The organism is Streptomyces sp. NPDC101165 (assembly GCF_044768135.1).
Taxonomy (GTDB): domain Bacteria; phylum Actinomycetota; class Actinomycetes; order Streptomycetales; family Streptomycetaceae; genus Streptomyces.
In genome coordinates this window covers 1-26,110 of sequence record NZ_JBIWPG010000020.1, presented here as the reverse complement: position 1 = coordinate 26,110, position 26,110 = coordinate 1, and the positions used below count along the sequence as shown (strand labels likewise).

Here is a 26,110-nt window from a genome sequence, read left to right as displayed (position 1 = left end):
CGGCGGCATGGCGACTCTTCCCAACCCGCTGCCCAAGTTGACGACGGACCCGAGTGGTCGGTCCCTCGGGCTCCAGCTGCCGCCCGGCAGGCTGATCGACGCGACGGACGAAGGCCCCTGGCACGAGCCGCTGTTGTGGCATGCGGAGAAGGCGGCCGCGCCCGGCACCTGGAAGGCGTTGGGTGTGCCGTCCGCGCGTGCCGGGCTCCTTCCCGTGCTGGTGGATGTGCAGGACGGTCAGGGCGGGCCGGTGAACTGGGGGTTGGCGCCGGACGAGGTGTCGTACCCGGGCGATCACGACGCCGAGGACGTCCTCGCGGAGTACTGGGAGGACTGCGCGGAGGAGGAACTGGCCGAAGATGTCGAACCCTTCGGGATCGAGTGGCCCGGTCTTGCGCCCGCCCTCTCCCCCACCGCTGATCCGGACACCCGGGCCGCCCAGGTCGCGGACTCGCTGACGGACGGCACGCGGGCCTGGCTGAAGGACCCTCACCTCGCCCTCGTTCCGGCGCGGCGGTCCGCGGACATCCCGGCGGCGATCGGCTGGTCGGGGCCGCTGAACTACGAGGACGACGTGGCCCGGCTGTGCACCGTCCTTCGCTCCTGGGAGGACCGCTTCGGTATACGGGTGGTGGCGCTGACCTTCGACACGCTGACCGTGTCCGTCGCCGCGCCGCCGACCACCCTGGCCGAGGCCGAGGCGGTGGCGGCGGAGCACTTCGCGTTCTGCCCGGACAACATCACGCAGAACGGCCCGGACACCCTGCGCGCGTACGCCAAGGGGCTGATCGGCGAGCCGACCTGGTCCTTCTGGTGGGACTGACGGCCGCCGGCGGCACTCAGCCCTTCAGCCCTCTGCCCAGCCGCCGCAGGCCCTCCGCGATCTCCTCCGGTGTCTGGGTGACGAAGCACAGGCGGAGGGTGGAGGGGTCGGGGGCGGCGGCGTAGAAGGGGGCGCCGGGGACGTAGGCCACGTCCTGCTCCACCACGCCCGGGAGCAGGGCCGTGGTGTCGTACGACGCCGGGAGGCGGACCCACAGGAACATGCCGCCCTCGGGCCGGCTCCAGGTGGAGCCCTCGGGGAGGGCGGCGGGGAGGCCGGCCAGCATGGCGTCCCGGCGTTCGCCGTAGACGGCGCGGACGCGGGCCACGTGGGCGTCCAGGACGTGCAGGTAGCGGGCCGCGGCCAGCTGGTTGAGGGTCGCCGTGTGCACGTCCGCCGCCTGTTTGGCCACCGTGCACGCGCGCCGGAGTTCCGCGGGGGCGCGGAGCCAGCCGAGGCGGAGGCCGGGGGCCATGACCTTGGAGAAGGAGCCGAGCAGGACGACGCGGTCCTCGGCGCCGGGGCAGGCGGCGATCCAGGGCGGGCGGGTGCCGTCGTAGCGGAGTTCGCCGTAGGGGTCGTCCTCGATGATCCACAGTCCCTGGCGGGCGGCCACGGCGGCGACGGCCTCGCGGCGCGGGGTCGGCATCGTACGGCCGGTGGGGTTCTGGAAGGTGGGGACGAGGTAGAGCAGCTTCGGGCGCTCGCGCCGCACCACCTCCTCCAGCGCCGCCGGGTCGACGCCGTCCTCGTCCCCCGGTACGGCCACCACCCGCGCCCCCGACAGCCCGAAGACCTGAAGTGCCGCCAGATAGCAGGGGCTTTCGACCAGCACCGTGTCGCCGGGCTCGATCAGCGCCGTCGCCAGCAGGGACAGGGCCTGCTGGGAGCCGGTGGTGATGAGCAGGTCGTCGGGGGCGGTGGGCAGACCGAACGCGGTGATGCGGTCCGCCAGGCCGGACCGGAGGACCGGCTCGCCCTCCGTGGTGGCGTACTGGAGCGCCTGCGCGGGGATCTCCGCCAGCACGTCCCGGAACGCGGCCGCTATGCCTTCGTGGTCGAACATTTCGGGGGCTGGGAGGCCGCCGGCGAAGTTGATCACCTCGGGGCGTGCGGTGACCGCCAGGATGTCCCGGACGGGCGAACCGCCCACGCTGCGGGCACGGGCCGCGAGCGGCGGAACGGCGGCGCGGGGCGGTGCGGGTTCGGCGACGGACATGTCGGCTCTCCTTCGGCTCCGGGAGGTCGTCTCCGTCCGCAGCCTAGGGAGTTACATGCTGCCTACACCGGCCATTTCGCGATCCGGACGTCCGCACCGGCCGCCGCCCGCACTACAGGACCAAGGGTCCCTGGCGGCCCGTACTGGCAGGATGACGCGGGCGGGATTCTTCACCTCACTCCGGGATGGTGGTGCCCTCCTTGACCCACCCCGAGCCGCCCAGCGGGAACTCGTAGGCGGGACGCCCGCTGTTGCCGCTCGTGCGGAACAGCCGGCCGTGGTTGTCGATCTGCAGTACGCCGTGGCGGGAGCCGCTGGACCAGGCCAGCGACAGGGACCAGCTCACGTCGTACGCCGAGGCCTCGGCCGTCACGTGGAACACCTCGGGGTCCGACTCGCTGACCTTGAACGGGAAGTCGCGGTGCCCTGCCTCGGGTTGGACGATGGGGCGCGCGGAGTCGAGCGCGACGGTGAAGGAGCGGGTCGGGACGTTTCCGCCGCAGCCGACGCCCGGGTAGGCCATGACGTAGTCGTTCCATGCGAGCGGTGTGCGCTTGGTGATCGTATGGACCGTCAGGCTGTTCACGACCACGGTCTCCTTGCCGGTGCCCTGCACGGTGAGCGTGACCTCCTGCTTCCCCGAGGAGACGGCTCCGTGCGCGGCCACCCAGGCGGTCGCGGCGTCCTCGACCGGCGGCGGGGCCACCTCCGTCGGAGGCCGGTCGATCAGGTAGCGCCCGTCGCAGGGGCTGTCCCAGGTGTACGCGCTGGTCTCCACCGTCAGTGGAGCGGCGTCGGAGGCGCCGCCGCCGGACTCGGCCTCGCCCTTGCCGTCCGTCTTCGGTTCGGCGTCGGCCGACGCGGAGGGTGCCCCGGAAGGTGACGCGGAGACAGAAGAGGAAGCGGACGGCGAGGTGCTGGTGTGCGGTGCCTTCGAGGTGTGTCCGTCCGCCGTCGCGTGACCCGGCGTCGAGGCCGCCGCGAGGGGAGCTCCGTCCCCTGCGTCCGAGCCGCCCGGGGTCAGGTTCACGGCCAGCGTGACCGCACCGATCACTGCGGCGACGGCGATCCCGGCGAGGACGACGGTACGGGTACGACGTCGAGCGGTCGGCGCCGGCGCGTCCGGAGACTCGACAGCCGGCTCAGTCGGCCGCTCCTGCTCAGCCGGCGACTCCTGCTCAGCCGGCGACTCCGGCACAGCCGGCGGCTCCGGCTCAACCGGCGACTCCGGCTCGGGCTCGGGCGTGTTCCCCGCCGGCTCCGGCTCGGGTGCCTCCGCCTTGCCCCGGCCCCGCATCGCGTCCGCCACCACCCACCGCCGGTGCAGCTCGACCAGTTCGTCCGGCGAGGCCTTGCAGAGGCGGGCCAGGCGTTCCACAGGGGCGTAGTCGGTCGGTACGGCGTCCCCGTTGCAGTACCGGTGGAGCGTAGACGTACTCAGGTGGAGCCGTTTGGCCAGGACGCCGTAGCTGAGCCCCGACCGGTCCTTCAACTCCCTTAACAGCTCGGCGAAAGCGGCGCCAGCAGTGCTGTCCGGCACTGGTCCTCCATCTCCCCGTGTCCCGTCCCCGCGTTCCAGGGAAGGGACGTCTCCGCAGCTCAGAGCCTATGCGGGCATTCCAGCGTCCCTGATCCTCCGCCGGGTGTGGCAGGCGGGACGGACCGCCCCACAAGCTGTGGCCATCCAAGCACGCCACCACTCGGACGAGAGAAGAGACCAGCCATGCGCACCCGCCGTACCCACCTGCTCGCGGTCACCGGAGTCGCCCTCGCCGCGCTCGCCCTCACGGCGTGCAGCGACGGCACGGGGACGAAGGACGAAGGTGCCTCGCAGCCCTCCTCGACGGAGACCGCGGCCACGGGCGGCAAGGGCACCGCGATCCCGGCCTCCGGCAAGTCGAAGGGTTCGGGCTCCACTTCGGGCTCGTCCGGCTCCGCCAAGGGCTCCTCGACGTCGTCGGGCTCGGGATCCTCCGGTTCCTCGGGCTCCGGTTCCTCCGGCTCGTCGTCCTCCGGCTCGGGCGGCTCCTCGGACCCGACGGACCCGAAGAACCGCGTCCTGTGCAACGGTTCCACCACCAAGGTCACCGCGCAGCCGGTGTCCCGACCGCTCAACCACATGCTCATCACGGTCAAGAACACCGGCTCGAAGTACTGCGACCTGACCTACTTCCCCGTCCTGCGCTTCGACGAGATGCAGTGGGTGCCGCAGGCCGACGAGCAGACCCACCCGCAGGCCGTGACGACCCTCGCGCCCGGCGAGTCCGGGTACGCGGCCGTCCTGCTCTCCGCCGCCGACGGAAGCGGCGAGGGCGGCATGACGGGCCACAAGCTGACCGTCGGTTTCCAGGGGAAGACCCCCAACAGCAGCGGCGGCGCCTCCGCGACCCCGGTGCTGCCGGCGAAGGGCGTGTACTACGACAGCTCGCTGAAGGTCACCTACTGGCAGCAGAACCTGGACGACATCGCGGGCTGGTGAAGCGTCGAGGCCGCCCGGGCAACGGCCCGGGCGGCCTCGGTGTGCGGACGCCGGACGACGGACGGCGACTCGCGGGGCGTTACGCGAACGCCGGGACTTCCTTCGGGTTCGGGCCGTACTTGTTCGCGCCCGTCTGGCTGTCCGAGCAGTAGAAGACCAGCAGGACGATGGAGCCGATCAGCGGCACGATCCCGAAGAGGATCCACCAGCCGGAGCGGCCCGTGTCGTGCAGTCGGCGCACCGTGACACCCAGGGCCGGCAGCAGGAAGACCACGGCGATGGCCACGATGTAGGGCGCGTGGGCCACGGCGGCGACGACGGCCAGCGCGACGTAGATGATCCACGCGAACAGCATGAACAGCCAGTACTCCTTGCGGCGCGCGCGCCCGCTGAATACCGCGTACTTCTTCAGCGCCTCGACGAACCAGCTCATGGCAACCCCCCAGGGATCGACGTTCAGACCCTCCGGAACGGATCAGGCCAGGGGCCGAGATTAGGGGGTTGACGCGGGCGCGTCATTCGCGTCGGGGCACGTCCGGAACACCGCATTCGGGACAGGTCAGCCCATGATCGCGGGCCGTTCCCGGTACGGCCGCCGGTTGTTACCGAAACCGAGTTCGTTCCGTTTCCGAACCGCAGCCACACCGAGGCTGGTCCGCCGCCCTTTCGGAACCGGAACGATCTCGAACCGTGTCCGTCAGCGCAGCTTCTGCGCCGCTTCGGTCGCCCAGTAGGTGAGGATGTTCCGCGCACCGGCCCGCTTGATGCCGGTCAGGGTCTCGAAGATGGCCCGGTCGCGGTCCACCCAGCCCTTCTCGGCCGCGGCCTCGACCATCGAGTACTCGCCGGAGATCTGGTAGGCGACGACCGGGACGTCCACGCTGTCGGCGACCCGGGCCAGGATGTCGAGGTAGGGACCGGCCGGCTTGACCATCACCATGTCGGCACCCTCGGCCAGGTCCAGCTCCAGCTCCCGCTGGGACTCGCGCCAGTTGGCGGGGTCCTGCTGGTACGTCTTGCGGTCGCCCTGCAGCGAGGAGGCGACGGCCTCGCGGAAGGGGCCGTAGAAGGCGGAGGAGTACTTGGCGGTGTAGGCGAGGATCGCGACGTCCTCGCGGCCGATCTGGTCCAGGGCGTCGCGGACGACCCCGATCTGACCGTCCATCATCCCGCTGGGGCCGACCACATGGGCGCCGGCGTCGGCCTGCACCTGGGCCATCTCGGCGTACCGCTCCAGGGTGGCGTCGTTGTCGACCCGCCCCTGCGCGTCGAGGACACCGCAGTGCCCGTGGTCGGTGGTCTCGTCCAGGCACAGGTCGGACATCACGAGCAGGTCGTCGCCGACCTCGGCGCGCACGTCGCGGAGGGCGACCTGGAGGATCCCGTCCGGATCGGTCCCCGGAGTGCCGAGCGCGTCCTTCTTGCTCTCCTCCGGCACGCCGAACAGCATGATCCCGGAGATCCCGGCCTCCACCGCCTCGACGGCCGCCTTCTTCAGGCTGTCGCGGGTGTGCTGGACGACGCCGGGCATGGCCGCGATCGGCACGGGCTCGCTGACACCCTCGCGGACGAAGGCGGGGAGGATGAAGTCGGCCGGGTGCAGCCGGGTCTCGGCGACCATACGGCGCATGACGGGGGTGGTGCGCAGCCGCCGGGGACGCGTACCGGGGAAGGATCCGTACTTCGTCATGGCCCTACGCTACGCCCGCCCCGGGTGGGCCTTTGCCGACGCGGCGTCGGCGGCGGCGCCCGCCCTCAGCGCAGCTGCAGCACGCCCCGGACGCCTGCGTGGTCGGACGGCCACAGCCCCGAAGGGGTGCGGTCGGCCGCCGCCTCACCGGACCGGTCCGCCGCGAGCGCCGTGAACGGGCCGCGGAAGAAAACGTAGTCGAGGCGCAGGGTCAGCTCACCGGACCGCAGGTCGGGGGTCCGGCAGCAGGTGGGACCGGGGGCGCCGGGGTGCCGGGCGTTCCACACGTCGGTGAAGGCGGCGCCGCCGCCGGCGACCGGGTCGGTGAGGCGGTGATAAGTGGCGCTGTCGGGAGTCGTGTTGAGGTCACCCAGCAGCACGCTCGGCCGCGCGCGGTCCGCCAGCGGGCCGGCGAGGAGTTCTTCGGCCTGCGCCTGCCGGACGGCCGGGTCGAGGTTCTCCAGGTGCGTGCTGACCACGCGGAAGGTCCGGCCTAGCAGAGTGACGTCGGCGTCCACCCAGCCGCGCAGGAGAGGCACGGAGCCGAGCACCTGGCTGTTGAGCACCAGGTTCCGCTGGAACCGCTCGCCTCGCGTGCCACCGACGGAGAAGACGTTCGCGGGCAGATCGGTGCGGACCAGCAACGCGTCACGGTCCGTGAGACGGATGTCGCGCACCGGGCCGTCGACGGTCCCGGGCGCCTCGTAGTCGCCGTCGCTCACCACGACCGCGGCCCGGTAGTGCAGGCCCCGGTCGGCCAGCTTGCCGAGCAGGGTCGCGAGGAAGTCGTACTCGACGTGCGTGGCGGGAGCGGATTCGTGGGGCCCGCTGCGCCACAGAGCCGCCTCCTGCAGGCCCACCACGTGGGGATCGAGGCCCGCGATCTCGTCGGCCAGGGCCTCGGCCCGCTCGGGGAAGTCGGTGCGCCGCACGTTCTCGAACGCCGCGCCGACCGCGCCGAGAAGGTGGGCCTGGTCCGCCTGGAACACCGGCGCGAGGTCCGCTCCCCAGTAGAGATTGCGGGTCATGGCCCTGAGCGTGGCGGGCGGTTGGGCGGCGGAGACCGCGTTCGGTGCCGCCGGTCCCGCGAGGGCGAACACGGACAGGACGCCTGCGAGGGCGGCGAACAGGGGCCGGTGCCAGAACCGGCGGGGCGGCAGCGCGCCACCCGAGAAGGTGCGGAGCATGACGAGCGGGCCCTTCGGACGGCGCGGCCCGGGACGGTGCCAGGGCGCAGGAGCATCACAACCTGTCCTCAGGTGATCACGGCGCACCGTCCACGACCACCGGGGATGGCCCGTCCGGTACGGCGGGCGCGCAGGCGCCGTGACCGCGTCCGCCGACGGCGGCATACAGATTCTTTGCGGTCTCCTGGCCGTCTCTGGAGCCGCAGGCCTCCCCGGCGTTCTACGCGCGTGGTGTCATGCTCGCGCCACTCCCCCCACCGTGAGTTCCCTCTCCCCAACCAGGAGTCACGCATGCTGTGGAAGGTCCTCGGCCGTACGGGCGTCGCCCTCGCGGCCGCCGCCGCCGTCGCCACCGCTGTCCCCGCGAATGCCGCCGGCTACTCCGCGTTCGCCTTCTCCCGGAGCGGCAGCCAGCCCACCATCTACGACTTCGTCAACTCGGCCACCAGCACGCTCGACATGACCATGTACGAGCTGGAGGACACGACGGCAGTCAACGACCTCATAGCCCTGAAGAACAAGGGCGTCACGGTCCGGGTCGTCCTGGACCGCCAGCACCAGAGCGCCAACAACGCGGCGTACACGTCCCTGAAGAACGCGGGCATAGGGGTCGTCTGGTCCCCCTCCGCCTTCGTCTACACCCACCAGAAGACGATCACGGTGGACGGCACCAAGTCCCTGATCATGACCGGGAACCTGACGTCCCAGTACTACACGACCAGCCGTGACTACGGCGTCTTCGACGACGACACGAGGGACGTGGCGTCGATGGAGAAGGTCTTCAACGCGGACTACGCGGGAACGTCGATCACCCCCACGGACGGCGACCACCTGCTCTGGTCCCCCACCGACTCCCGCAGCCGCCTGGTGGCGCTGATCAACGCCGCCACCAAGACCCTCGACGTCGAGGAACTCGAACTGAGCGACAGCACGGTGGTCAACGCCATCGTCGCCCGGGCCAAGGCGGGCGTGGCGGTGCGCGTGGTCCTGGAGAACCCCTCCAGCTATGCCGGCCAGGTCTCCGCCATCAAGTCGGCGGGCGGCAAGGTCGTCGGCTACTCCGACCCCAACGGCTTCTACATCCACGCCAAGGCGATGGTCGTCGACTACGGCCTCTCCACCCAGGAAGTGGAAGCAGGCTCCATGAACATCAGCAGCAACTCCCTGAGCAACAACAGGGAGCTCGGCATCATCCTCACCGGCACAGGCGTGGCCCAGCCGGTGGCCTCCACGATCGAGACCACGTTCAACAGCGACTACGCGGGAGGCACGGCGGCGTAACAACCGGGAAGCGCGCGGCCTGCGACAGGCCGCGCGCTTCTCAGGTACCTCAGGTCGTCGTACGGCGCCTACGCGCCCCGGGCCGCCGTTCGCTCGGCCGGGTCACCGGATCCCCCGCCTCCAGGGCGGCAGCCCTCCGCTTCAGACCGAAGTCGGCCAGCGCTTCCGCCAGCTTCAGCGCGGACGGCTCCGGGGCCATGACATCGACCCGCAGCCCGTGCTCCTCAGCCGTCTTCGCCGTGGCCGGACCGATGCACGCGATCACGGTCACGTTGTGCGGCTTGCCCGCGATACCCACCAGGTTCCGGACAGTCGAGGACGACGTGAAGAGAACGGCGTCGAAGCCACCCCCCTTGATCGCCTCCCGCGTCTCCGCCGGCGGCGGCGAGGCCCGCACGGTCCGGTAGGCCGTGACGTCGTCGACCTCCCAGCCCAGCTCGATGAGCCCGGCGACCAGGGTCTCGGTGGCGATGTCGGCACGCGGCAGGAAGACGCGGTCGATCGGGTCGAAGACCGGGTCGTACGGCGGCCAGTCCTCCAGCAGACCCGCGGCCGACTGCTCACCCGAAGGCACCAGATCCGGCTTCACACCGAAGTCGACCAGCGCCTTGGCCGTCTGCTCACCCACCGCGGCCACCTTGATGCCCGCGAAGGCCCGAGCGTCGAGCCCGTACTCCTCGAACTTCTCCCGCACGGCCTTGACCGCGTTCACCGAGGTGAAGGCGATCCACTCGTACCGCCCGGTGACGAGCCCCTTCACGGCCCGCTCCATCTGCTGGGGCGTCCGTGGCGGCTCGACGGCGATGGTCGGCACCTCGTGCGGCACGGCGCCGTAGGACCGCAGCTGGTCGGAGAGCGACGCCGCCTGCTCCTTCGTACGCGGCACGAGCACCTTCCAGCCGAACAGCGGCTTGGACTCGAACCACGACAGCTGGTCGCGCCGGGCGGCGGCGGAACGCTCGCCGACCACGGCTATCACCGGCCGGCCACCGTCCGGCGACGGCAGCACCTTCGCCTGCTTCAGCGTCTGCGCGATGGTGCCGAGCGTCGCCGTCCAGGTCCGCTGACGGGTCGTCGTACCCGCGATCGTGACCGACATCGGGGTGTCCGGCTTGCGGCCCGCCGACACCAGCTCGCCGGCGGCCGCGGCCACGGCGTCCAGCGTCACCGACACGACCACCGTGCCGTCGGAGGCACCCACCTCCGTCCAGCACCGGTCGGAGGCGGTACGGGCGTCCACGAACCGGACGTCCGCGCCCTGCGCGTCCCGCAACGGCACACCGGCGTACGCGGGCACGCCGACCGCGGCCGCCACACCCGGTACGACCTCGAAGGGCACACCGGCGGCGGCGCAGGCGAGCATTTCCTCGGCCGCGTACGTATCTAGTCCCGGGTCCCCGGACACCGCACGGACGACCCGCCTGCCGCCCCGTGCGGCCTCCATGACAAGATGAGCGGCATCCCGGGCAGGGGACGGGACCGCAGCGGTTGTTGACGCGCCGTCAACGACCGTGAGCTGCGGCGTGCCCGTGCCCGGCGGCGACACCGAGGAGGAATCCCCGTCCGTTCGCACCACGGAGACGCCCTGCCGGGCGTGCGTCCGGATCACGTCGAGCACCTCGTGCTCGGCGATCAGGACGTCCGCGTTCGACAGTGCCTCCACTGCGCGCAGGGTCAGCAGTCCCGGATCCCCGGGTCCGGCACCGAGGAAGGTGACGTGCCCGTGTTCCGGACCGGCGGGAAGGGTGGTGGGGCTCAATGTGCTCGCTCCCCCATCAGACCGGCCGCGCCCTGGGCGAGCATCTCGGTGGCGAGTTCGCGACCGAGTGCCATCGCCTGGTCATCCGTCTGGGGCACGGGACCGGTGGTGGACAGCTGCACCATGCGGGTGCCGTCGGTCGTGCCGACGACGCCGCGCAGGCGCATTTCCTTGACAATCTGCCCGTCGGCCTGGGGGTCCCCCCGCTCGAGCGGAGCCGAGAGTGGGGGCAAGTCGGCCAGCGCGCCCACGGGGGCGCTGCAGCCGGCCTCCAGGGCGGCGAGCAGTGACCGTTCGGCGGTCACTGCGACCCGTGTGAACGGGTCGTCGAGTTCGCCGAGCGCCGCGATCAGGTCCGCGTTGTCCGCGGCACACTCGATCGCCAGGGCCCCCTGGCCGGGGGCGGGCAAAACCGTGTCGACCGACAGGAAGTCGGTGACCTCGTCGATCCGGCCGATCCGGTGCAGTCCGGCGGCGGCCAGTACGACGGCGTCCAGCTCGCCGTCGCGGACGTATCCGATCCGCGTGTCGACGTTGCCGCGGATCGCGACCGTCTCGATGTCCATGCCGTGGGCGCGTGCGTACGCGTTCAGCTGCGCCATGCGGCGGAGGGAGCCGGTACCGATGCGGGCGCCCCGCGGGAGGTCCGTGAACTTCAGCGCGTCCCGGGCGACGATCACGTCGCGCGGGTCCTCGCGCTCGGGGATCGCGGCCAGGACCAGCTCGTCGGGCTGTGTGGTCGGGAGGTCCTTGAGCGAATGAACCGCGAAGTCCACCTCGCCCTTCAGCAGCGCGTCGCGCAGCGCCGTGACGAACACGCCGGTGCCGCCGATCTGCGCGAGCGCCTCGCGGGAGACGTCGCCGTACGTGGTGATCTCGACCAGCTCGACGGGCCGGCCGGTCACCCGGCTCACGGCTTCCGCCACCTGCCCGGACTGGGCCATGGCGAGCTTGCTCCGCCTCGTCCCCAGTCTCAGTGCCTTCTCTGTCATGCCGGTCGGTCCTTCTTGTCTGTGCTGTCCTCGGCCCGGGAGACGGCGGCCACCGTCTCGGGGTCGAGGTCGAAGAGGGTACGCAGCGCGTCCGCGTACCCGGCGCCGCCGGGCTCGGCCGCGAGTTGCTTGACCCGTACGGTCGGCGCGTGCAGCAGCTTGTCGACGACCCGGTGCACGGCCTGCCGGATCTCGCCGCGCTGGCGTTCGTCCAGGTCGGGCAGGCGGCCGTCGAGCCGCGCGATCTCACCGGCGACGACGTCGGCGGCCATGGTGCGCAGCGCGACGACGGTCGGCGTGATGTGCGCCGCCCGCTGGGCCGCACCGAAGGCCGCGACCTCGGCGGAGACGATACGCCGGACCTGGTCCACGTCGGCCGCCATCGGTGCGTCCGCGGAGGCCTCGGCCAGGGACTCGATGTCCACCAGCCGCACCCCGGCCAGCCGGTGCACGGCCGCGTCGATGTCGCGGGGCATGGCGAGGTCGAGGAGGAACACGGCCGGGGCCGGGCGCGGGATCACGGCGGCCGGTTCCGGCTTGCGGCGCTCGGGGATACGGCCGACGGTCGCGGCCGTCGCGGCGAGCGCGGTGATCAGCTCGGCGTCGGCCTCGGGGCTGCGCCTGGCGGCCTCACGCCGGTCCACGGTGCCGTTGTCGACCCAGGCCGCGTGCTGCTCCAGGGTGGCCGCGTTCATGCCCGCCACGGCGGCCTCGCCGAGCACGGAGAAGCCGGTGGCGCCCTGTACGGCGGCCAGGTCCAGCGGGCAGTTCTCCTCGGTGCCGACGCCGGTGGCCGGCAGCGCGGCCTTCACGGTCGTACGAGCGCCGTCGGCGAGGTCGGCCACGGGCTGCCCGGTGCGGCCCTCGACCGACCGCGCGACCGCCTCGGCCGTCAGGACCAGCCCGGTGGCGCCGGTGCAGGAGACGACGACGTCGGCACGTGTCAGCTCGTCCGGCACGGCGTCCATCCGTACCGCGCGGGCTGTCACCGCCGTGTCGTCGGCCTCGGTCAGGATCTGGGCGAGGCGCTCGGCGCGGTCGACGGTGCGGTTGGCGACGACGACCTCGGCCACTCCGGCACGCGCGAGCGTGGCGGCGGCCAGGGACGACATCGACCCGGCACCGATGACCAGGGCCCGGCGGCCCGCGGCCCATTCCTCGACGTCCCCGCCCGCGGCCAGCTGCTCCAGGCCGAAGGTGACCAGGGACTGGCCGGCCCGGTCGATGTCGGTCTCGGAGTGGGCCCGCTTGCCGACCCGCAGGGACTGCTGGAACAGGTCGTTCAGCAGCTTGCCGGCGGTGTGCAGCTCCTGGGCGCGGGCCAGGGAGTCCTTGATCTGCCCGAGGATCTGCCCCTCGCCGACGACCATCGAGTCCAGACCGCAGGCCACGGAGAACTGGTGGTGGACGGCCCGGTCCTCGTAGTGCACGTAGAGATACGGCGTCAGCTCCTCGAGGCCGACCCCGCTGTGCTGGGCGAGCAGCGTGGACAGCTCGGCGACACCGGCGTGGAACTTGTCCACGTCGGCGTACAGCTCGATGCGGTTGCAGGTGGCGAGCACCGCGGCCTCGGTGGCCGGCTCGGCGGCGACCGTGTCCTGGAGCAGCTTGACCTGGGCGTCCGTGCTCAGCGCGGCCCGCTCCAGCACGCTGACCGGGGCGCTGCGGTGGCTCAGACCCACGACGAGGAGACTCATGCCGGCATCACGGCGGGTACGTCCCCGTCGGGCCCCTGGTCGGCGGAGTCGTCGGTGGCAGCGGGAGCGGCCGCGGGCAGCGGGCCGCCCTCGGCGGTCTCCTCGCCGGCCTTGCGCTGCTCGTGGAAGGCGAGGATCTGCAGCTCGATGGAGAGGTCGACCTTGCGCACGTCGACGCCGTCCGGGACGGACAGCACGGTCGGCGCGAAGTTCAGGATGGAGGTCACCCCGGCGGCCACGAGCCGGTCGCAGACCGGCTGGGCGGCACCGGCCGGGGTGGCGATGACACCGATGGAGACCCCGTTGTCCTTGATGATCTTCTCGAGGTCGTCGGTGTGCTGGACGGGGATGCCCGCTACCGGCTTTCCGGCCATCGCCGGGTCGGCGTCGATCAGCGCGGCGACCCGGAAGCCACGGGAGGCGAAGCCGCCGTAGTTGGCCAGGGCGGCGCCGAGGTTACCGATACCGACGATGACAACCGGCCAGTCCTGGGTCAGGCCGAGTTCACGGGAGATCTGGTAGACGAGATACTCCACGTCGTAGCCGACACCGCGCGTTCCGTAGGAGCCCAGGTACGAGAAGTCCTTGCGCAGCTTGGCGGAGTTGACCCCCGCCGCCGCGGCCAGTTCCTCGGAGGAGACCGTGGGTACCGAGCGCTCCGACAGTGCGGTCAGGGCTCGGAGGTACAGCGGAAGCCGAGCGACGGTGGCCTCGGGAATCCCTCGGCTACGGGTCGCCGGTCGGTGTGTTCGGCCAGTTGCCACGGTGCTCCTGCGGGTTGAGCGGGGCTGCAGGCGGTCATACGTCCCCAGACCGCCCCGTCGACAGCAGGCTATGTCTTTGTGAACGCGTGCACAAAGATGGTGTCCGATTTGCCCGGCCAACGTGACCGGGGTCACGCGCGTCATCCCTCGGCCCTTCCTGGGGGCAAAACCGACACACTCCTCGTGAATCCCGCCCCCGAGACCAAACCGCCGTCGATCCTAAGGGACGTTCCGCGCAGTCTTGTACTACTCGGTCAGTTCCTTGCGGAGCCGACCTTCGTCCACCCGCCAGAAGGTGTGCTGCCTGCCGTCGACGAGGACGACGGGGATCTGCTCCCAGTACTGGTCGTGGAGCTGCCGGTCCTGGGTGATGTCCTTCTGTTCCCAGGGGACGCCGAGTTCGCCGCAGACCTTCTCGATCACCGCCTGCGCGTCGTCGCACAGGTGACAGCCGGGCTTGCGGATGAGCGTGACCAGTCGCTCCTGCGGGGCGGCCTTACGCCGGAAGAGGGGACTCATGTCGGCCATTCTCGCGCTTCTTTAACGACGCGGACGCGGAGAGTTCACACCCTTCCAACCTCTCGACTCCGGAACCACCGAACAAACTGGCTATGCTCACGCCATGGCCGCTCTCGGATGGCTCACTCCCCGTAGGCGCTCCGCCACGGCGCGGAGCGTGTTGGCAGGCGAGGCCTCGGCAGAGGCCGCCCGCAAGTCCTCGCTGGAAGCGCAGGAAGCACAGGAGGCCGCGCAGGCCGCCGAGCAGGAACCGGAGTTCCCGGTGATCGGCGACGACCTGGCCGCCGCCTTCTTCGACCTCGACAACACCGTGATGCAGGGCGCCGCGCTGTTCCACTTCGGACGCGGCCTGTACAAGCGGAAGTTCTTCGAGACCCGCGACCTGGCCAGGTTCGCCTGGCAGCAGGCCTGGTTCCGGCTGGCCGGCGTCGAGGACCCCGAGCACATGCAGGACGCCCGCGACTCCGCTCTCTCCATCGTCAAGGGCCACCGCGTCGCCGAACTGGAGACGATCGGCGAGGAGATCTACGACGAGTACATGGCCGACCGCATCTGGCCGGGCACCCGGGCGCTCGCCCAGGCCCACCTGGACGCGGGCCAGAAGGTGTGGCTGGTCACGGCCGCCCCCGTCGAGATCGCCCAGGTCATCGCCCGCCGCCTCGGCCTGACGGGCGCGCTCGGCACGGTGGCGGAGTCGGTCGACGGCGTCTACACGGGCAAGCTGGTGGGCGAACCGCTGCACGGCCCGGCCAAGGCGGAAGCGGTACGGGCGCTGGCCACGGCGGAGGGCCTCGACCTCTCCCGCTGCGCCGCCTACAGCGACAGTCACAACGACATCCCCATGCTGTCCCTGGTCGGCCACCCCTACGCGATCAACCCCGACACCAAACTGCGCAGACACGCCCGTGAAAAGGACTGGCGCCTGCGCGACTACCGCACGGGCCGCAAGGCGGCGAAGGTCGGCATTCCGGCGGCGGCGGGCGTCGGAGCGGTCGCCGGTGGCACCGCGGCAGCGATCGCACTGAGCCGACGCCGCCGGTAGTCCCGCACGTGATCAGCGGGTAATCGCCTGGGCCTGCGGGCCGTCCTTTCACTGCGGACCGGCGGGGGCTGGTCGCGCGCCCCACGCCTGCCCGGCCGCAACGCCGGGCCATTTGTCATGTGCCCATGGATGCCGAATCGTGTCGTCTGCCGCCGGATTATGCCCTCCTTTCCCCAACACGCCCCCCACTTCGCCGAAAACCACCCTTTTCCGATCAACAACCGATCACTCTGCGACACTTGAAGGGGCGTCAATCGGTTACAGAAGCGACGCAATCGATGATTTGAGCAACTCGGTGTAGCAGTGCCTGCACGAAGCGTTATTCTCCTCAGACGCAAACCGGTACCCCTCCGTCGCTACGACGGGTGAACGGTCCCGTACTGCACGTGATGGAAGCTCTGCCTCTGGGAGTCCCGTGTACCCACACGTCGGGGTTGACGCCTCGGGCCTGGCTACGCTGCGCGCAACAGTCGCGGCCGTCAAAGAGACGCTGCGCGGCGTCGTCCCCACCGCGTACGCCGTCCCCGCCCTCGCCACCGCCGGAGCGCCCGTAGGCCCGTGCTACGCACTGGCCGAGGGCAGCGCGGCGGTCGGCAGACGCGGCCGCACGTCCGGCGCCACGACCGCCCGCCGGCCGGCCGCCGACAGCGACAGCGCCCGGATGATGGACCTCGTGGAGCGCGCCCAGTCCGGCGAGGCCGAGGCCTTCGGACGGCTCTACGACCAGTACAGCGACACCGTGTACCGGTACATCTACTACCGGGTGGGCGGCAAGGCGACCGCCGAGGACCTCACCAGTGAGACCTTTCTGCGGGCGCTCCGCAGGATCGGCACCTTCACCTGGCAGGGCCGCGACTTCGGCGCCTGGCTGGTGACGATCGCCCGGAACCTGGTGGCGGACCACTTCAAGTCCAGCCGGTTCCGCCTGGAGGTCACCACCGGCGAGATGCTCGACGCCAACGAGGTCGAGCGCTCCCCGGAGGACTCCGTCCTGGAGTCCCTCTCCAACGCCGCGCTCCTCGACGCCGTACGCCGGCTCAACCCCCAGCAGCAGGAGTGCGTGACGCTCCGCTTCCTCCAGGGCCTCTCGGTCGCGGAGACCGCCCGGGTGATGGGCAAGAACGAGGGCGCCATCAAGACCCTCCAGTACCGAGCCGTGCGCACCCTCGCCCGGCTCCTGCCGGACGACGCCCGCTGACGTCCGCCACTCAGGGCAACGGTGGGCGAGGTTCAACTCACGTTCCGTGAAACCCCGTTGCCAATCCGACCCGATCATCCGCCGTCCGTAACCCAAGTGCCGAGCCGCTCGTTGTGCGGGATACAGGCTCCCTGTGGTCACGTCCTGGCCGACCCTGATCGCTCGATCGTGTGGAACTCGTCTTGGGCGTGCAACCCTCAGGACCCCCTGGGGAGTCGACGGTGATGACGAGAGGAGGTGCCGCCTGTGATCGCGAACGTATCGGCCCACCGGCGGGCGAACGCCTTCGCCCAGTCCCTGGAGGAGCAGTCCGACCGGGACACGGCGGCCGAGCAGTCCGCAGCGGCGGCGGATCCGCCGCCGACCGCCGAGGAAGGGACCGGGCAGGGCGAGTTGTTGGCCCTCGCGGCGGGCCTCGGCGCGCTGCCCAGGCCGCAGCTCGATCCCGAGGTCAAGGTCGTCCAGCGCGCCCAGCTGGTGGCCGCGATGGAGGCCATGCTCCAGGAGGGGACCGGGGCGGTGGGTGCGGCAGTGCCCGAGCAGCGCAGCCGCAGCCGGGGGGCGCACCGGGCGAGCCCACTGGGCAAGCTGCGCCCGCGTTCGAGGCTGACGAAGGGGCTCGCCGCGGGCGGGCTCAGCGTCGGTGTGGCCGCCGGAGCCTTCGGCGGGGTCGCCGCCGCGAGTTCCGACGCACTGCCCGGCGACTCGCTGTACGGCCTCAAGCGCGGCATCGAGGACATCAAACTCAACTACATGAGCGACGGGGACGACGAGCGCGGCCAGACCTACCTCGACCAGGCCTCCACCCGGCTGAGCGAGGCCCGTCGGCTCATGGAGCGTGGCCGCGGCGGTCACCTCGACCACGAGTCCATCGGCGAGATCCGCCGCACCCTGTCCGGCATGCAGCAGGACGTGACCGAAGGCCACCGCCTGCTGCACGCGGCCTATGAGCGCGACCCCGGTTCCCTGGGCCCCATCCAGGCCCTGGACTCGTTCTCCCGGTCGCACCGCGAGGCCTGGAGCCTGCTCAGCGACAAGCTGCCCGTACAGCTGGGAGACGTCAAACAGCAGGTGTCGTCGGTGTTCGACGCCATAGACCAAGAGGTCGCCCCGCTGCAGTCCCTGCTCCCGGAGCCGCCCGCCCAGACCGGCGGGGGCACGCGACAGGGCTCCGGCTCGGCGTCCACCGGCACCTCCGGCAGCCACCGCGCGACCGCGCCCAGCTCCGGCGGCACCCCCTCCTCCGGCAAGCACACGGGCGGCTCCGGCAGCCCCAGCGGCTCCGCCACGGGCGACAGCGGAGGCGGCCTGATCGGGGGCGACACGGGCGGTCTGCTCGACCCGCCGAAGATCGGCAACGACGGCGGCACCCCGTCCACCACCAAACCGCCGCTGACCGAGCCGGACGTCACCCTCCCGCCGCTCCTCCCGGGCCTGCTGCCCGGCCTGGGCATCGACGGCGAGGACGCGAGCTAGCCGCACCGGAACACAGCAGCGGGGGCGCCCCTTTCCGAGCAGGGGCGCCCCCGCTGCCGTACACCTCTCAGAAGAACACCGACCGCCGCTGCACCAGCAACTTGTAGAGCGTGTGCTGGATCTGCTCCCTGACCTGGTCGGTCAGGTTGAACATCAGCATCGGGTCCTCGGCCGCCTCCGGCGGATAGCCGTCCGTCGCGATCGGCTCGCCGAACTGGATCGTCCACTTGGTCGGCAGCGGGATCGCCCCGAGCGGCCCCAGCCACGGGAACGTCGGCGTCAGCGGGAAGTACGGGAAGCCCAGCACCCGGGCGAGCGTCTTGGAGTTGCCGATCATCGGGTAGATCTCCTCGGCCCCGACGATCGAGCACGGGATGATCGGCGCGCCCTGCCGCAGCGCCGTGGAGACGAAACCGCCCCGGCCGAACCGCTGCAGCTTGTACCGCTCGCCGAACGGCTTCCCGATGCCCTTGAAGCCCTCCGGCATCACCCCGACCAGCTCCCCCTGCCCCAGCAGCCGTTCGGCGTCCTCGGCGCAGGCGAGGGTGTGCCCCAGCTTGCGGGCGAGTTCGTTGACCACCGGGAGGACGAAGACCAGGTCCGCCGCCAGGAGCCGTAGATGGCGGTCCGCCGGGTGGTTGTCGTGCACGGCGACCTGCATCATCAGGCCGTCGAGCGGCAGCGTCCCGGAGTGGTTGGCGACGATCAGCGCCCCGCCCTCGGCCGGGATGTTCTCGATGCCCTTCACCTCGACCCGGAAGTACTTCTCGTACACCGGCCGCAGCAGCGACATCAGGACCTGGTCGGTCAGCTCCTCGTCGTAACCGAAGTCGTCGACCTCGTAGTCCCCGGTGAGCCGGCGGCGCAGGAAGGCCAGGCCGCTCGCGATACGGCGTTCGAGCCCACCGTCGTGCCGCGGCCCGGCAGGCGGCTGTTCCTCCCCGGTCACAGAGACATCATCCTGCTCAGCGGCCCTGGTGGGCAGGGGCTGGACCTCCCGGACCTGCCCGGGCTCACCGACCGCGCCGCGCCTGCTGCCCGCGCTCCGGCGCCGCGAGGGCCGCTGGGCGGCGCTCCCACGGGACCGGTCGTCGTCGAACGGAATGACCTTGGCGTCCGCCATCGTTGCTGCGCTCCTCAGTTCGCGCTCTGCGTCGGAAGGTGCCCGCTGCCCTTCGCGGCAAGCGTGGCGATCCGGTCGACGGCCCCCGCGAGGGCCTCCGGCGGCAGCAGCCCGGGTCCCTGGCTGCGCGCGAAGTCCGCGAACGTCTCCGCCGTCGTGTACTTGGGCCGGAAGCCCAGCGTCTCGCGCATCTGGTCCGTGGCCACCACCCGGCCGTGGGTGAGCAACCGGATCTGCTCCGGCGAGAAGTCCGTCATGCCCAGCGTACGCACCAGGGAACCGGCCCAGGTGACCGCGGGCAGCAGCAGCGGCACGATGGGCCGCCCGAGCCGCCGCGAGCACTGCGAGAGCAGCAGCACGCCGTCGCCGGCGATGTTGAACGTGCCGCTGTTCAGCGTGCCCCGACGCGGCGCGTGGGAGGCGATCCGCAGCACCTCGATGACGTCGTCCTCGTGCGCGAACTGCAGCCGGGGGTCGTAGCCGAACACGGTCGGCAGGACCGGCAGCGCGAAGTACGAGGCGAGCGGGGTGTCCGCGGTCGGCCCGAGGATGTTGGCGAAGCGCAGCACGCACACGGCGACGTCCGGCCGCCGCCGCGCGAACCCGCGCACATACCCTTCGACCTCCACCGCGTCCTTCGCGAACCCGCCGCTCGGCAGCGACTTGGGCGGCATCGTCTCGGTGAACACGGCCGGATCCCGCGGCGCGGACCCGTACACGTTGGTACTGGACTTCACCACCAGCCGCTGCACGGTGGGCGACTTCTGACAGGCGCCCAGCAGCTGCATGGTGCCGATGACGTTGGTCTCCTTGACCGTGGCCCGGCTGCCGCCGCCCAGCGCGGTGCCGGTCACGTCCATGTGGACGACCGTGTCGGCGCCCGTCTCGGCGAGCACCCGGGCGATGGTGGGCTGTCTGATGTCAGCCTGAATGAAGTCGGCGCCACCCAGATGGTGCGCCGGTGGCACCGCGTCCACGGCGATCACCCGATCCACCTCGGGGTCCCGCTGGATCCGCCGCACGAACCGGCCGCCCAGCTGTCGGGCCACTCCGGTGACGAGCACGACCTTTCCCAAGATCAGCGCCTTCCTTCCCGCGTTACCCCGTGTGCGGCCAACCTAGCGGGTCGATGTTGCGCTGTGATGACCGCCCGATGCATGAGGTGACGGAAATTCCCTAATCGGAATATGCCGAGCACCCCTCTGCACCGAGTACCCCCGGACATGACTGTGGCCCCCTGCCCTTACGGACGGGGGGCCACAGGGACACGCTCTCGCGGCGCCGCTTACTTCTTGTTGCGGCGCTGAACGCGCGTGCGCTTGAGCAGCTTGCGGTGCTTCTTCTTGGCCATCCGCTTGCGCCGCTTCTTGATAACAGAGCCCACGACTACCCTCGCTCACTTCTCATCACTCGGTTGTTTGGGCGCCATGGGCCCACACGACCTACGAGGGGCTAGCCTACCCGCCCGAGCGCCGAGGTCGTAATCGAGGGGTCTTCCGGGGTTACCGGAAGCGCCGTCAGGCCGTCTCCACCCCCACATAACTCTCGCGAAGGTACTCGTGTACCGCTTGCTCCGGGACGCGGAAGGACCGCCCCACCCGGATCGCGGGCAGATGACCGCTGTGCACCAGCCGGTACACGGTCATCTTCGACACTCGCATCACCGAGGCGACCTCCGCCACGGTAAGGAACTGAACCTCGTTCAGAGGCCTCTCGCCAGCTGCAGCCATGACACACCTGAACCTTCCGCACTCGACGGCCACCGGCTTCCCCTTCCGGTGACTCTTCGTCGTTGCGTGCTCACTCCCCAATGTAGGGGCGGGTGATGCGAGTGGGGAAGAGGTGCACCCATCGGCGGCCTACTGTGACAGACACGCTCGATTGAGTACGTAGCGGGTAAGCGGCGAGTAGTAACCGGACCGCACAGCGTCATCAACCGGAACGGCCACGGACACGACCCCCTCCGCCTCCCCCACGAAGAGCGCAGGGTCATCCGTATCCGCAAGACCAATAGCCTCAAACCCCAGCTGACCTGCCCCGCAGACCCAGCCGTGGTCGCCGATCACCAGCTCGGGCAGCGGGCCGCCGGCGTCGGCCGCGGCCGCCAGGGCGACCCGAATCGGCAGCGGTGAATGACAATGGACGCCCGGCTCACAACCGGGGCGCTCGCCCTCCGGTTCTCGCACCAAGGCAACACCTCGTACGTAGTCCAGGCGGTATGTACGTAGACCGAACCGGGTCAATATGTCGACACAGCGACCCTGCGCCGGGGTGAGCACCTCACACCCCGCCGCCGACAGAGCGTCCGCCAAGCCGCCGTAGAACCCGAGCAGCCGATGCGGATGCCCGGTTCCGAGCAGCACCGGCGCACCCCGCTCCGCCACATTCCGGATCCGCTCGGCGAAGGCGTCCAACGCGGCGAGAGTCCGTTCCGGATCGATCACATCCGGCCCGGACGTATGCCGGGGATCGGCCGAGACCCCACACTTCTCGGCCATCAGAGCCAGCAATTCCCCCGGCCCCCAGACCCATTCGGGATCGATCCCGATCAACACCCGTGGGTCCCGGGCGGCGAAGAGCCGATAACTACGAAGACTGTCCTCCCGAGGGGTGCCCACCTCCCCGGCCATCCGGACAGCCAGCAGATGCGCGCGGAGGGCATCGGCGGTCAACACGGGTGCGATGGTGACTCATTGGGGGGTACAACGGCGCTGGGAACGGGGAAAGACCGCACGGTTGGCGTAACGGGTTCCTTCTTGGGCGCCTTCTCAGCCGACCGAGACGGGTGGGCTGGGAAACGGGGGTCCAGGGGGCGGAGCCCCCTGGGCGCTCACGGCAGCAGACCCCGCAGCGGAAACACGGCCCGCCGAGCAGTCAGCACAGCCTGATCGACCCGATCAGCAGGGTCGTACCCTGAAGACCACTCAGCGAACGACACCGGCCACCGCCCATCAGTCATCCGCTGCGGAGCCAACTGCCGAGTCCGGGCGAACACTTCCTGTCGCCACCCCTCAGGAATCACCGCCTCAGGAGCGACCTCCCGCCCCGCGGCGATCCCCACCAGATGCGTCCAGGAGCGCGGCACCACCTCCACCACCGCGTACCCGCCACCCCCCAGGGCGACCCACTTCCCGTCCGCGTACTCATGCGCCAGCTCATGACAGGCCATCTGCACGGCCCGCTGCGCATCCAACGACACGGCAAGATGCGCCAGCGGATCCTCGAAGTGCGTGTCGGCCCCGTGCTGCGAAACGATCACCTGCGGCCGGAACTCCGCGAGCAGCTCCGGCACCACCGCGTGAAACGCCCGCACCCACCCCGCGTCCCCGGTCCCCGCCGGCAGCGCCACGTTCACGGCGGCACCCTCGCCCGCCCCGGCCCCGGTCTCCTCCGGCCACCCGGTCTGCGGGAACAACGTACGGGGATGCTCGTGCAGCGAGATCGTCAGAACCCGCGGATCCTCCCAGAACGCGGCCTGCACCCCGTCCCCGTGATGCACGTCGACATCGACATAGGCGACCCGCTCGGCCCCCAGCTCCAGCAACCGCGCGATCGCGAGTGACGCGTCGTTGTAGATACAGAACCCCGACGCACCGCCGGGCATCGCATGATGCAGCCCACCCGCGAAGTTCACGGCGTGCAGCGCGTCCCCCCGCCACACCGCCTCCGCAGCCCCCACCGACTGCCCCGCGATCAGCGCGGACACCTCGTGCATACCGGCGAAGGCGGGATCGTCCATCGTCCCCAGCCCGTACGCCCCCTGCGCCGACCCCGGATCCGCCGACGCGGCCTTCACGGCCCGGATGTAGTCCTCCCGGTGGACCAGCCGCAGCGTCGACTCCCCGGCCGGCTTCGCCGCGACGACCTCCAGCTCCCGGTCGAGCCCGAAGGCACCCACCAGTTTCCGGGTCAGCTCCAGCCGGACCGGATCCATCGGATGGTCCGGGCCGAAGTCATAGCCCGTTACTGCCTCGTCCCACATCAGCTGTGCGCGGCCGCTCATGCCCGCCACCGTATCGGTCCGGTTGAGCCGCGAACGACCTGGCGTACACCAACGTCACCAGCACCAACACCATCGGGATCAGCATGGCGCCCCGGTAGCTCCAGGCGTCCCCGAGCGCCCCCACGAGCGGCGAACCGATCAGGAACCCGACGTAGTTGAAGATGTTGAGCCGGGCGATCGCCGCGTCCGAAGCCCCCGGGAACAACCGCCCCGCCGCCGCGAACGTCTGTGGCACCAGCACACACAGCCCCAGCCCCAGCAGGGTGAACCCGAGCATCCCGAGCCACGCGTCCGGCGCCACCGACACCACCGCGAACCCCCCGGCCGCCACCAGCGCCCCGAGCCGTACGACCGCGGCCGCTCCGAACCGCCGTACCCCGAGGTCCCCGATGGCCCGCCCCACCAGCGTGGTCACCATGTACACGTTGTACGGCACCGTCGCCAGCTGCTCCGAGCTCCCGAGCACGTCCTTCAGATACTTCGCGCTCCAGTTGGAGACCGTCGAGTCCCCGATGTAGGCGAAGGTCATCACCAGACACAGCGGCAGCAGCAGCTTGAAGACGACCGTGCCACCGCCCTGTTCCTCCGCCACCGGCGCCGCATCCCCGTCGACGTACCACCGGCTCCCCACCAGCGTCGCCGGCAGCAGCACGGCCACCACCGGCAGATACGACACCCACAGCGCGAGATGCCAGTGCGCCCCGGCCCAGGCGAGCGAGGCCCCGACGATCCCGCCCAGGCTGTAGGCGGCATGGAAACTCAGCATGATGCTGCGCCCGTACGTGCGCTGCAGGCTCACCCCGAGCATGTTCATGGAGGCGTCCAGCGCCCCCACGGCCAGCCCGAACGCGGCCAGGGCGAGCCCCACCTCGGCCAGCACATCGCCCGCCCCGACCCCGAGCAGCGCCAGCAGCACCACCGGCTGGGACCAGCGCAGCAGCCGGCTGGGCCGTATGCGCTTGACCAGCTGCTCGGTCGTCACGCTGCCGACCCCGGCGAGGATCGGTACGGCGGCCAGGAAGACCGGCAGCAGCGCGTCGGAGATGCCGTACCGGTCCTGGATCGCCGGGATGCGCGTCACCAGCAGCGCGAAGGTGGCGCCCTGCGCGAAGAAGCTGAACGCCAGCGAGGCCCTGCCGCGCCGCAGCACATCAGTCATGGCGGCGAGCGTAGGGCCCCGGGCTACCTGTGGGTAGATCCGGCCAAAGATGAATTTCCTTCAGCTTTCCCGGCAGAGAATCAGACGGCAACCGCGGGCGCCGGGGCCTTGCCGGCCTCGACCTCGGCGTCCAGCATCCGCTCCATCGGCCCGACGGCCAGGGCGCCGCTGATCACGACGGCGATCCCGATCGTCCCGACCATGATGACCGTACCGAGCCACACCATGGTGTCCACGGGGACGGTGTACGCGCCCACGACCCGCACGACGCACTCGGCCAGCAGCGCCAGGCCCCAGACGACGGAGAACGTCCGCTCCTTGCGCCGGAAGTCGGCGGACCCGGCCACCGCCCCGGCCATCAGCCGCTCCCAGGCGGCTTCCTTGGCCGGGTCCCCCTTCACCAGGAAGGGCTTCATGCCGGCCGTCATCATCGGCCTCCCTAGCCGGACGGAGACCAGGATCCCGATGGCGACCGTGCTGCTGATCCCGCTGTCCTTGGCGAGCATCAGCCGCGGGTCGCCGGAGACGAAGCTCAGCAGCAGCGAGACGACGTTGACGACCAGGATGAGTCCGGCCAGGCCGTTCACCTTCCGCTCCCGCGCCAGGGCCCAGAGGGTTCGCACCGCCGGCACCACGCTGCTCCACGCGAGCGCCGCGAAGGTGCTCATCCCGAAGCCGTCCCTGAACAGGTAGTACGAGCCGAGCGGCACCGCCACGTCCAGGAGCAACGGCTTGAAGTTGTCGAGCACGCTCGGGCTCTGCTTCCGGTCGTCGCTGCGGCCCTGGTTCCCCGTGTTCTTCGTCATGCCCTCAGCTTCGCCGCCGGGAGGGGTCCGCCAGTAGAACCGATCGTCCGGAGGTCCGCATGACAATTGTCAGCGCTGAGCCGATGGCTCGGGTCATACTAGCAGGTCAGCCAACTCCCCCATGCTGGAGAAGAGTTGGTTCGCGCCCGTGAGCCGCTCGGCCGGCGTCATGGCGGTGAACCCGTACACGTCCATCCCGGCCCCCACGGCCGCTTGTACGCCCAGCGGAGAGTCCTCCACGACCGCACACCGATCCGGGGCGACACCCATCCGCTCGGCGGCGTACAGGAAGAGATCGGGCGCCGGCTTGCCACGCCCCACATCCTGCGAACTGAAGATCCTCTCCTCCTCGAACCACCGGTCGAGTCCCGTGGCCCTGTGCCCCACCCGGATCCGCTCATGGCTCCCGGAGGAGGCGACGCAGTACGGCACCCCGTCCGCGACCAGCTTCTCCAGCACGTCATCGACGCCGGCCACGGGCTTCAACTCCCGCTCGAATGCCGCGAACACCCGCGCATGGAAGACGTCGTCGAAGTCCTCGGGCAGCCGCTGCCCGGTCCGCTCCAGGACCAGATCGTGAATCCGGTGCATCGCCGACCCCATGTAGTCCCGGATGGAGTCCTCGTACGACGTCGGGTGCCCCAACTCGGTGAGATAGGCGGCCAGGTGCCGGTTGGAGATCGGCTCGCTGTCCACGAGAACACCGTCGTTGTCGAAGATGATCAGGTCATAGCGCATACCTCGACCCTAAAGGACCCTGAACGCAGAAAACCCCCGCATCCGAAGATGCGGGGGTTCTCTCAAAATTTGTTCGGCGGCGTCCTACTCTCCCACAGGGTCCCCCCTGCAGTACCATCGGCGCTGTGAGGCTTAGCTTCCGGGTTCGGAATGTA

The 26,110-nt window shown here is 70.7% G+C and carries 25 protein-coding genes and 1 rRNA gene; 6 read left to right on the top strand and 20 right to left on the bottom strand.

The genetic code is table 11. The annotated features are described in order from the left end of the window. The first annotated feature begins 7 nt into the window (after positions 1-7). Positions 8-823 carry a DUF4253 domain-containing protein gene (locus ACIRVH_RS34765; RefSeq protein ID WP_403961850.1) on the top strand — a complete coding sequence of 272 codons (816 nt, stop codon included), beginning with the start codon at positions 8-10 and terminating at the stop codon, positions 821-823. Positions 824-839: 16 nt separating this feature from the next. Here the strand turns inward: ACIRVH_RS34765 and ACIRVH_RS34760 are convergent, their stop codons facing one another. Both ACIRVH_RS34760 and ACIRVH_RS34755 read right to left on the bottom strand, forming a co-directional pair. Beyond that, positions 840-2,042 carry a PLP-dependent aminotransferase family protein gene (locus tag ACIRVH_RS34760; protein WP_403961847.1) on the bottom strand — a complete coding sequence of 401 codons (1,203 nt, stop codon included), beginning with the start codon at positions 2,040-2,042 and terminating at the stop codon, positions 840-842. A gap of 175 nt (positions 2,043-2,217) precedes the next feature. Beyond that, entirely contained in the window at positions 2,218-3,582 is a 1,365-nt protein-coding gene (locus ACIRVH_RS34755; protein WP_403961844.1) for a helix-turn-helix domain-containing protein, read from the bottom strand. Positions 3,583-3,765: 183 nt separating this feature from the next. Here ACIRVH_RS34755 and ACIRVH_RS34750 point away from each other — a divergent pair, with 183 nt between their 5' ends. Beyond that, positions 3,766-4,521 carry a DUF4232 domain-containing protein gene (locus tag ACIRVH_RS34750; RefSeq protein WP_403961841.1) on the top strand — a complete coding sequence of 252 codons (756 nt, stop codon included), beginning with the start codon at positions 3,766-3,768 and terminating at the stop codon, positions 4,519-4,521. Positions 4,522-4,600: 79 nt separating this feature from the next. Here the strand turns inward: ACIRVH_RS34750 and ACIRVH_RS34745 are convergent, their stop codons facing one another. The 3 genes from ACIRVH_RS34745 to ACIRVH_RS34735 all read right to left on the bottom strand — a co-directional run bounded on the left by ACIRVH_RS34745 (position 4,601) and on the right by ACIRVH_RS34735 (position 7,398). Beyond that, positions 4,601-4,954 carry a DUF805 domain-containing protein gene (locus ACIRVH_RS34745; protein ID WP_403961838.1) on the bottom strand — a complete coding sequence of 118 codons (354 nt, stop codon included), beginning with the start codon at positions 4,952-4,954 and terminating at the stop codon, positions 4,601-4,603. A gap of 264 nt (positions 4,955-5,218) precedes the next feature. Next, positions 5,219-6,211, bottom strand: a complete 993-nt coding sequence (gene hemB, locus ACIRVH_RS34740; RefSeq protein ID WP_403961835.1) for a porphobilinogen synthase — start codon at positions 6,209-6,211, stop codon at positions 5,219-5,221. 65 nt (positions 6,212-6,276) lie between these two features. Next, complete coding sequence (locus tag ACIRVH_RS34735; protein WP_403961830.1) at positions 6,277-7,398, bottom strand: endonuclease/exonuclease/phosphatase family protein; 1,122 nt, start codon at positions 7,396-7,398, stop codon at positions 6,277-6,279. 291 nt (positions 7,399-7,689) lie between these two features. On the opposite strand from ACIRVH_RS34735, the gene ACIRVH_RS34730 reads away from it, so the two are divergent. After that, on the top strand, positions 7,690-8,679 hold the full coding sequence (locus tag ACIRVH_RS34730) for a phospholipase D-like domain-containing protein (protein WP_403961827.1): 990 nt from the start codon (positions 7,690-7,692) through the stop codon (positions 8,677-8,679). A gap of 49 nt (positions 8,680-8,728) precedes the next feature. On the opposite strand, the gene ACIRVH_RS34725 is transcribed toward ACIRVH_RS34730, so the two are convergent. The 5 genes from ACIRVH_RS34725 to ACIRVH_RS34705 form a co-directional block, all read right to left on the bottom strand. Then, positions 8,729-10,438 carry a uroporphyrinogen-III synthase gene (locus ACIRVH_RS34725; RefSeq protein ID WP_403961823.1) on the bottom strand — a complete coding sequence of 570 codons (1,710 nt, stop codon included), beginning with the start codon at positions 10,436-10,438 and terminating at the stop codon, positions 8,729-8,731. Continuing rightward, positions 10,435-11,430 (bottom strand): hydroxymethylbilane synthase, encoded by a 996-nt coding sequence (hemC, locus tag ACIRVH_RS34720; protein WP_403961820.1) that lies wholly within the window; start codon positions 11,428-11,430, stop codon positions 10,435-10,437. Before hemC ends, ACIRVH_RS34725 begins: the two co-directional genes overlap by 4 nt. Further along, positions 11,427-13,127 (bottom strand): glutamyl-tRNA reductase, encoded by a 1,701-nt coding sequence (locus ACIRVH_RS34715; RefSeq protein ID WP_403961815.1) that lies wholly within the window; start codon positions 13,125-13,127, stop codon positions 11,427-11,429. Before ACIRVH_RS34715 ends, hemC begins: the two co-directional genes overlap by 4 nt. Continuing rightward, positions 13,124-13,891, bottom strand: coding sequence for a redox-sensing transcriptional repressor Rex (locus ACIRVH_RS34710; RefSeq protein ID WP_403961812.1), 768 nt, complete (start codon positions 13,889-13,891; stop codon positions 13,124-13,126). The genes ACIRVH_RS34715 and ACIRVH_RS34710 overlap by 4 nt, the downstream gene beginning before the upstream one ends. Before the next feature lie 246 nt (positions 13,892-14,137). Continuing rightward, entirely contained in the window at positions 14,138-14,419 is a 282-nt protein-coding gene (locus ACIRVH_RS34705) for a glutaredoxin family protein (protein WP_336113976.1), read from the bottom strand. Positions 14,420-14,513: 94 nt separating this feature from the next. Here ACIRVH_RS34705 and ACIRVH_RS34700 point away from each other — a divergent pair, with 94 nt between their 5' ends. The 3 genes from ACIRVH_RS34700 (at position 14,514) to ACIRVH_RS34690 (ending at position 18,126) form a co-directional block, all read left to right on the top strand. After that, positions 14,514-15,452 carry an HAD family hydrolase gene (locus ACIRVH_RS34700; RefSeq protein ID WP_403961808.1) on the top strand — a complete coding sequence of 313 codons (939 nt, stop codon included), beginning with the start codon at positions 14,514-14,516 and terminating at the stop codon, positions 15,450-15,452. Between the two features lie 415 nt (positions 15,453-15,867). Continuing rightward, positions 15,868-16,650 carry an ECF subfamily RNA polymerase sigma factor, BldN family gene (locus ACIRVH_RS34695; protein WP_403961803.1) on the top strand — a complete coding sequence of 261 codons (783 nt, stop codon included), beginning with the start codon at positions 15,868-15,870 and terminating at the stop codon, positions 16,648-16,650. Positions 16,651-16,896: 246 nt separating this feature from the next. Next, a complete protein-coding gene (locus ACIRVH_RS34690; RefSeq protein WP_403961800.1) occupies positions 16,897-18,126 on the top strand; it encodes a DUF5667 domain-containing protein in 1,230 nt (409 codons plus the stop codon). A 67-nt stretch (positions 18,127-18,193) separates the two neighbouring features. On the opposite strand, the gene ACIRVH_RS34685 is transcribed toward ACIRVH_RS34690, so the two are convergent. The 10 genes from ACIRVH_RS34685 to rrf form a co-directional block, all read right to left on the bottom strand. After that, a complete protein-coding gene (locus tag ACIRVH_RS34685; protein ID WP_403961797.1) occupies positions 18,194-19,249 on the bottom strand; it encodes a lysophospholipid acyltransferase family protein in 1,056 nt (351 codons plus the stop codon). Between the two features lie 14 nt (positions 19,250-19,263). Then, positions 19,264-20,325: an NAD-dependent epimerase/dehydratase family protein gene (locus ACIRVH_RS34680; RefSeq protein WP_403961794.1), complete on the bottom strand. Its 1,062-nt coding sequence runs from the start codon at positions 20,323-20,325 to the stop codon at positions 19,264-19,266. 209 nt (positions 20,326-20,534) lie between these two features. Then, positions 20,535-20,633 carry a 30S ribosomal protein bS22 gene (locus ACIRVH_RS34675; RefSeq protein WP_003948845.1) on the bottom strand — a complete coding sequence of 33 codons (99 nt, stop codon included), beginning with the start codon at positions 20,631-20,633 and terminating at the stop codon, positions 20,535-20,537. A gap of 133 nt (positions 20,634-20,766) precedes the next feature. Continuing rightward, complete coding sequence (locus tag ACIRVH_RS34670; RefSeq protein ID WP_004984898.1) at positions 20,767-20,979, bottom strand: helix-turn-helix domain-containing protein; 213 nt, start codon at positions 20,977-20,979, stop codon at positions 20,767-20,769. Positions 20,980-21,108: 129 nt separating this feature from the next. Then, positions 21,109-21,924, bottom strand: a complete 816-nt coding sequence (locus ACIRVH_RS34665) for a phosphatase (RefSeq protein ID WP_403961789.1) — start codon at positions 21,922-21,924, stop codon at positions 21,109-21,111. Between the two features lie 155 nt (positions 21,925-22,079). Further along, on the bottom strand, positions 22,080-23,252 hold the full coding sequence (locus ACIRVH_RS34660; RefSeq protein WP_403962229.1) for an acetoin utilization protein AcuC: 1,173 nt from the start codon (positions 23,250-23,252) through the stop codon (positions 22,080-22,082). Further along, positions 23,203-24,411 carry an MFS transporter gene (locus ACIRVH_RS34655; protein WP_403961785.1) on the bottom strand — a complete coding sequence of 403 codons (1,209 nt, stop codon included), beginning with the start codon at positions 24,409-24,411 and terminating at the stop codon, positions 23,203-23,205. The genes ACIRVH_RS34660 and ACIRVH_RS34655 overlap by 50 nt, the downstream gene beginning before the upstream one ends. A gap of 80 nt (positions 24,412-24,491) precedes the next feature. Next, the gene (locus ACIRVH_RS34650; protein WP_403961782.1) at positions 24,492-25,217 is read right to left on the bottom strand and encodes a VC0807 family protein; all 726 of its coding nucleotides are present in this window, start codon (positions 25,215-25,217) and stop codon (positions 24,492-24,494) included. Between the two features lie 93 nt (positions 25,218-25,310). Continuing rightward, entirely contained in the window at positions 25,311-25,955 is a 645-nt protein-coding gene (locus tag ACIRVH_RS34645) for an HAD family hydrolase (RefSeq protein WP_403961779.1), read from the bottom strand. 71 nt (positions 25,956-26,026) lie between these two features. Continuing rightward, positions 26,027-26,110, bottom strand: a 5S ribosomal RNA gene (gene rrf / locus ACIRVH_RS34640); the annotation flags it as partial.

Coding starts and splice junctions, on each gene's coding strand:
- ACIRVH_RS34765 (WP_403961850.1), top strand. CDS start 8: ATGGCGACTCTTCCCAACCCGCTGCCCAAGTTGACGACGGACCCGAGT.
- ACIRVH_RS34760 (WP_403961847.1), bottom strand. CDS start 2,042: ATGTCCGTCGCCGAACCCGCACCGCCCCGCGCCGCCGTTCCGCCGCTC.
- ACIRVH_RS34750 (WP_403961841.1), top strand. CDS start 3,766: ATGCGCACCCGCCGTACCCACCTGCTCGCGGTCACCGGAGTCGCCCTC.
- ACIRVH_RS34745 (WP_403961838.1), bottom strand. CDS start 4,954: ATGAGCTGGTTCGTCGAGGCGCTGAAGAAGTACGCGGTATTCAGCGGG.
- hemB (WP_403961835.1), bottom strand. CDS start 6,211: ATGACGAAGTACGGATCCTTCCCCGGTACGCGTCCCCGGCGGCTGCGC.
- ACIRVH_RS34735 (WP_403961830.1), bottom strand. CDS start 7,398: ATGCTCCGCACCTTCTCGGGTGGCGCGCTGCCGCCCCGCCGGTTCTGG.
- ACIRVH_RS34730 (WP_403961827.1), top strand. CDS start 7,690: ATGCTGTGGAAGGTCCTCGGCCGTACGGGCGTCGCCCTCGCGGCCGCC.
- hemC (WP_403961820.1), bottom strand. CDS start 11,430: ATGACAGAGAAGGCACTGAGACTGGGGACGAGGCGGAGCAAGCTCGCC.
- ACIRVH_RS34715 (WP_403961815.1), bottom strand. CDS start 13,127: ATGAGTCTCCTCGTCGTGGGTCTGAGCCACCGCAGCGCCCCGGTCAGC.
- ACIRVH_RS34705 (WP_336113976.1), bottom strand. CDS start 14,419: ATGGCCGACATGAGTCCCCTCTTCCGGCGTAAGGCCGCCCCGCAGGAG.
- ACIRVH_RS34700 (WP_403961808.1), top strand. CDS start 14,514: ATGGCCGCTCTCGGATGGCTCACTCCCCGTAGGCGCTCCGCCACGGCG.
- ACIRVH_RS34685 (WP_403961797.1), bottom strand. CDS start 19,249: ATGGCGGACGCCAAGGTCATTCCGTTCGACGACGACCGGTCCCGTGGG.
- ACIRVH_RS34670 (WP_004984898.1), bottom strand. CDS start 20,979: ATGGCTGCAGCTGGCGAGAGGCCTCTGAACGAGGTTCAGTTCCTTACC.
- ACIRVH_RS34660 (WP_403962229.1), bottom strand. CDS start 23,252: ATGAGCGGCCGCGCACAGCTGATGTGGGACGAGGCAGTAACGGGCTAT.
- ACIRVH_RS34655 (WP_403961785.1), bottom strand. CDS start 24,411: ATGACTGATGTGCTGCGGCGCGGCAGGGCCTCGCTGGCGTTCAGCTTC.
- ACIRVH_RS34650 (WP_403961782.1), bottom strand. CDS start 25,217: ATGACGAAGAACACGGGGAACCAGGGCCGCAGCGACGACCGGAAGCAG.
- ACIRVH_RS34645 (WP_403961779.1), bottom strand. CDS start 25,955: ATGCGCTATGACCTGATCATCTTCGACAACGACGGTGTTCTCGTGGAC.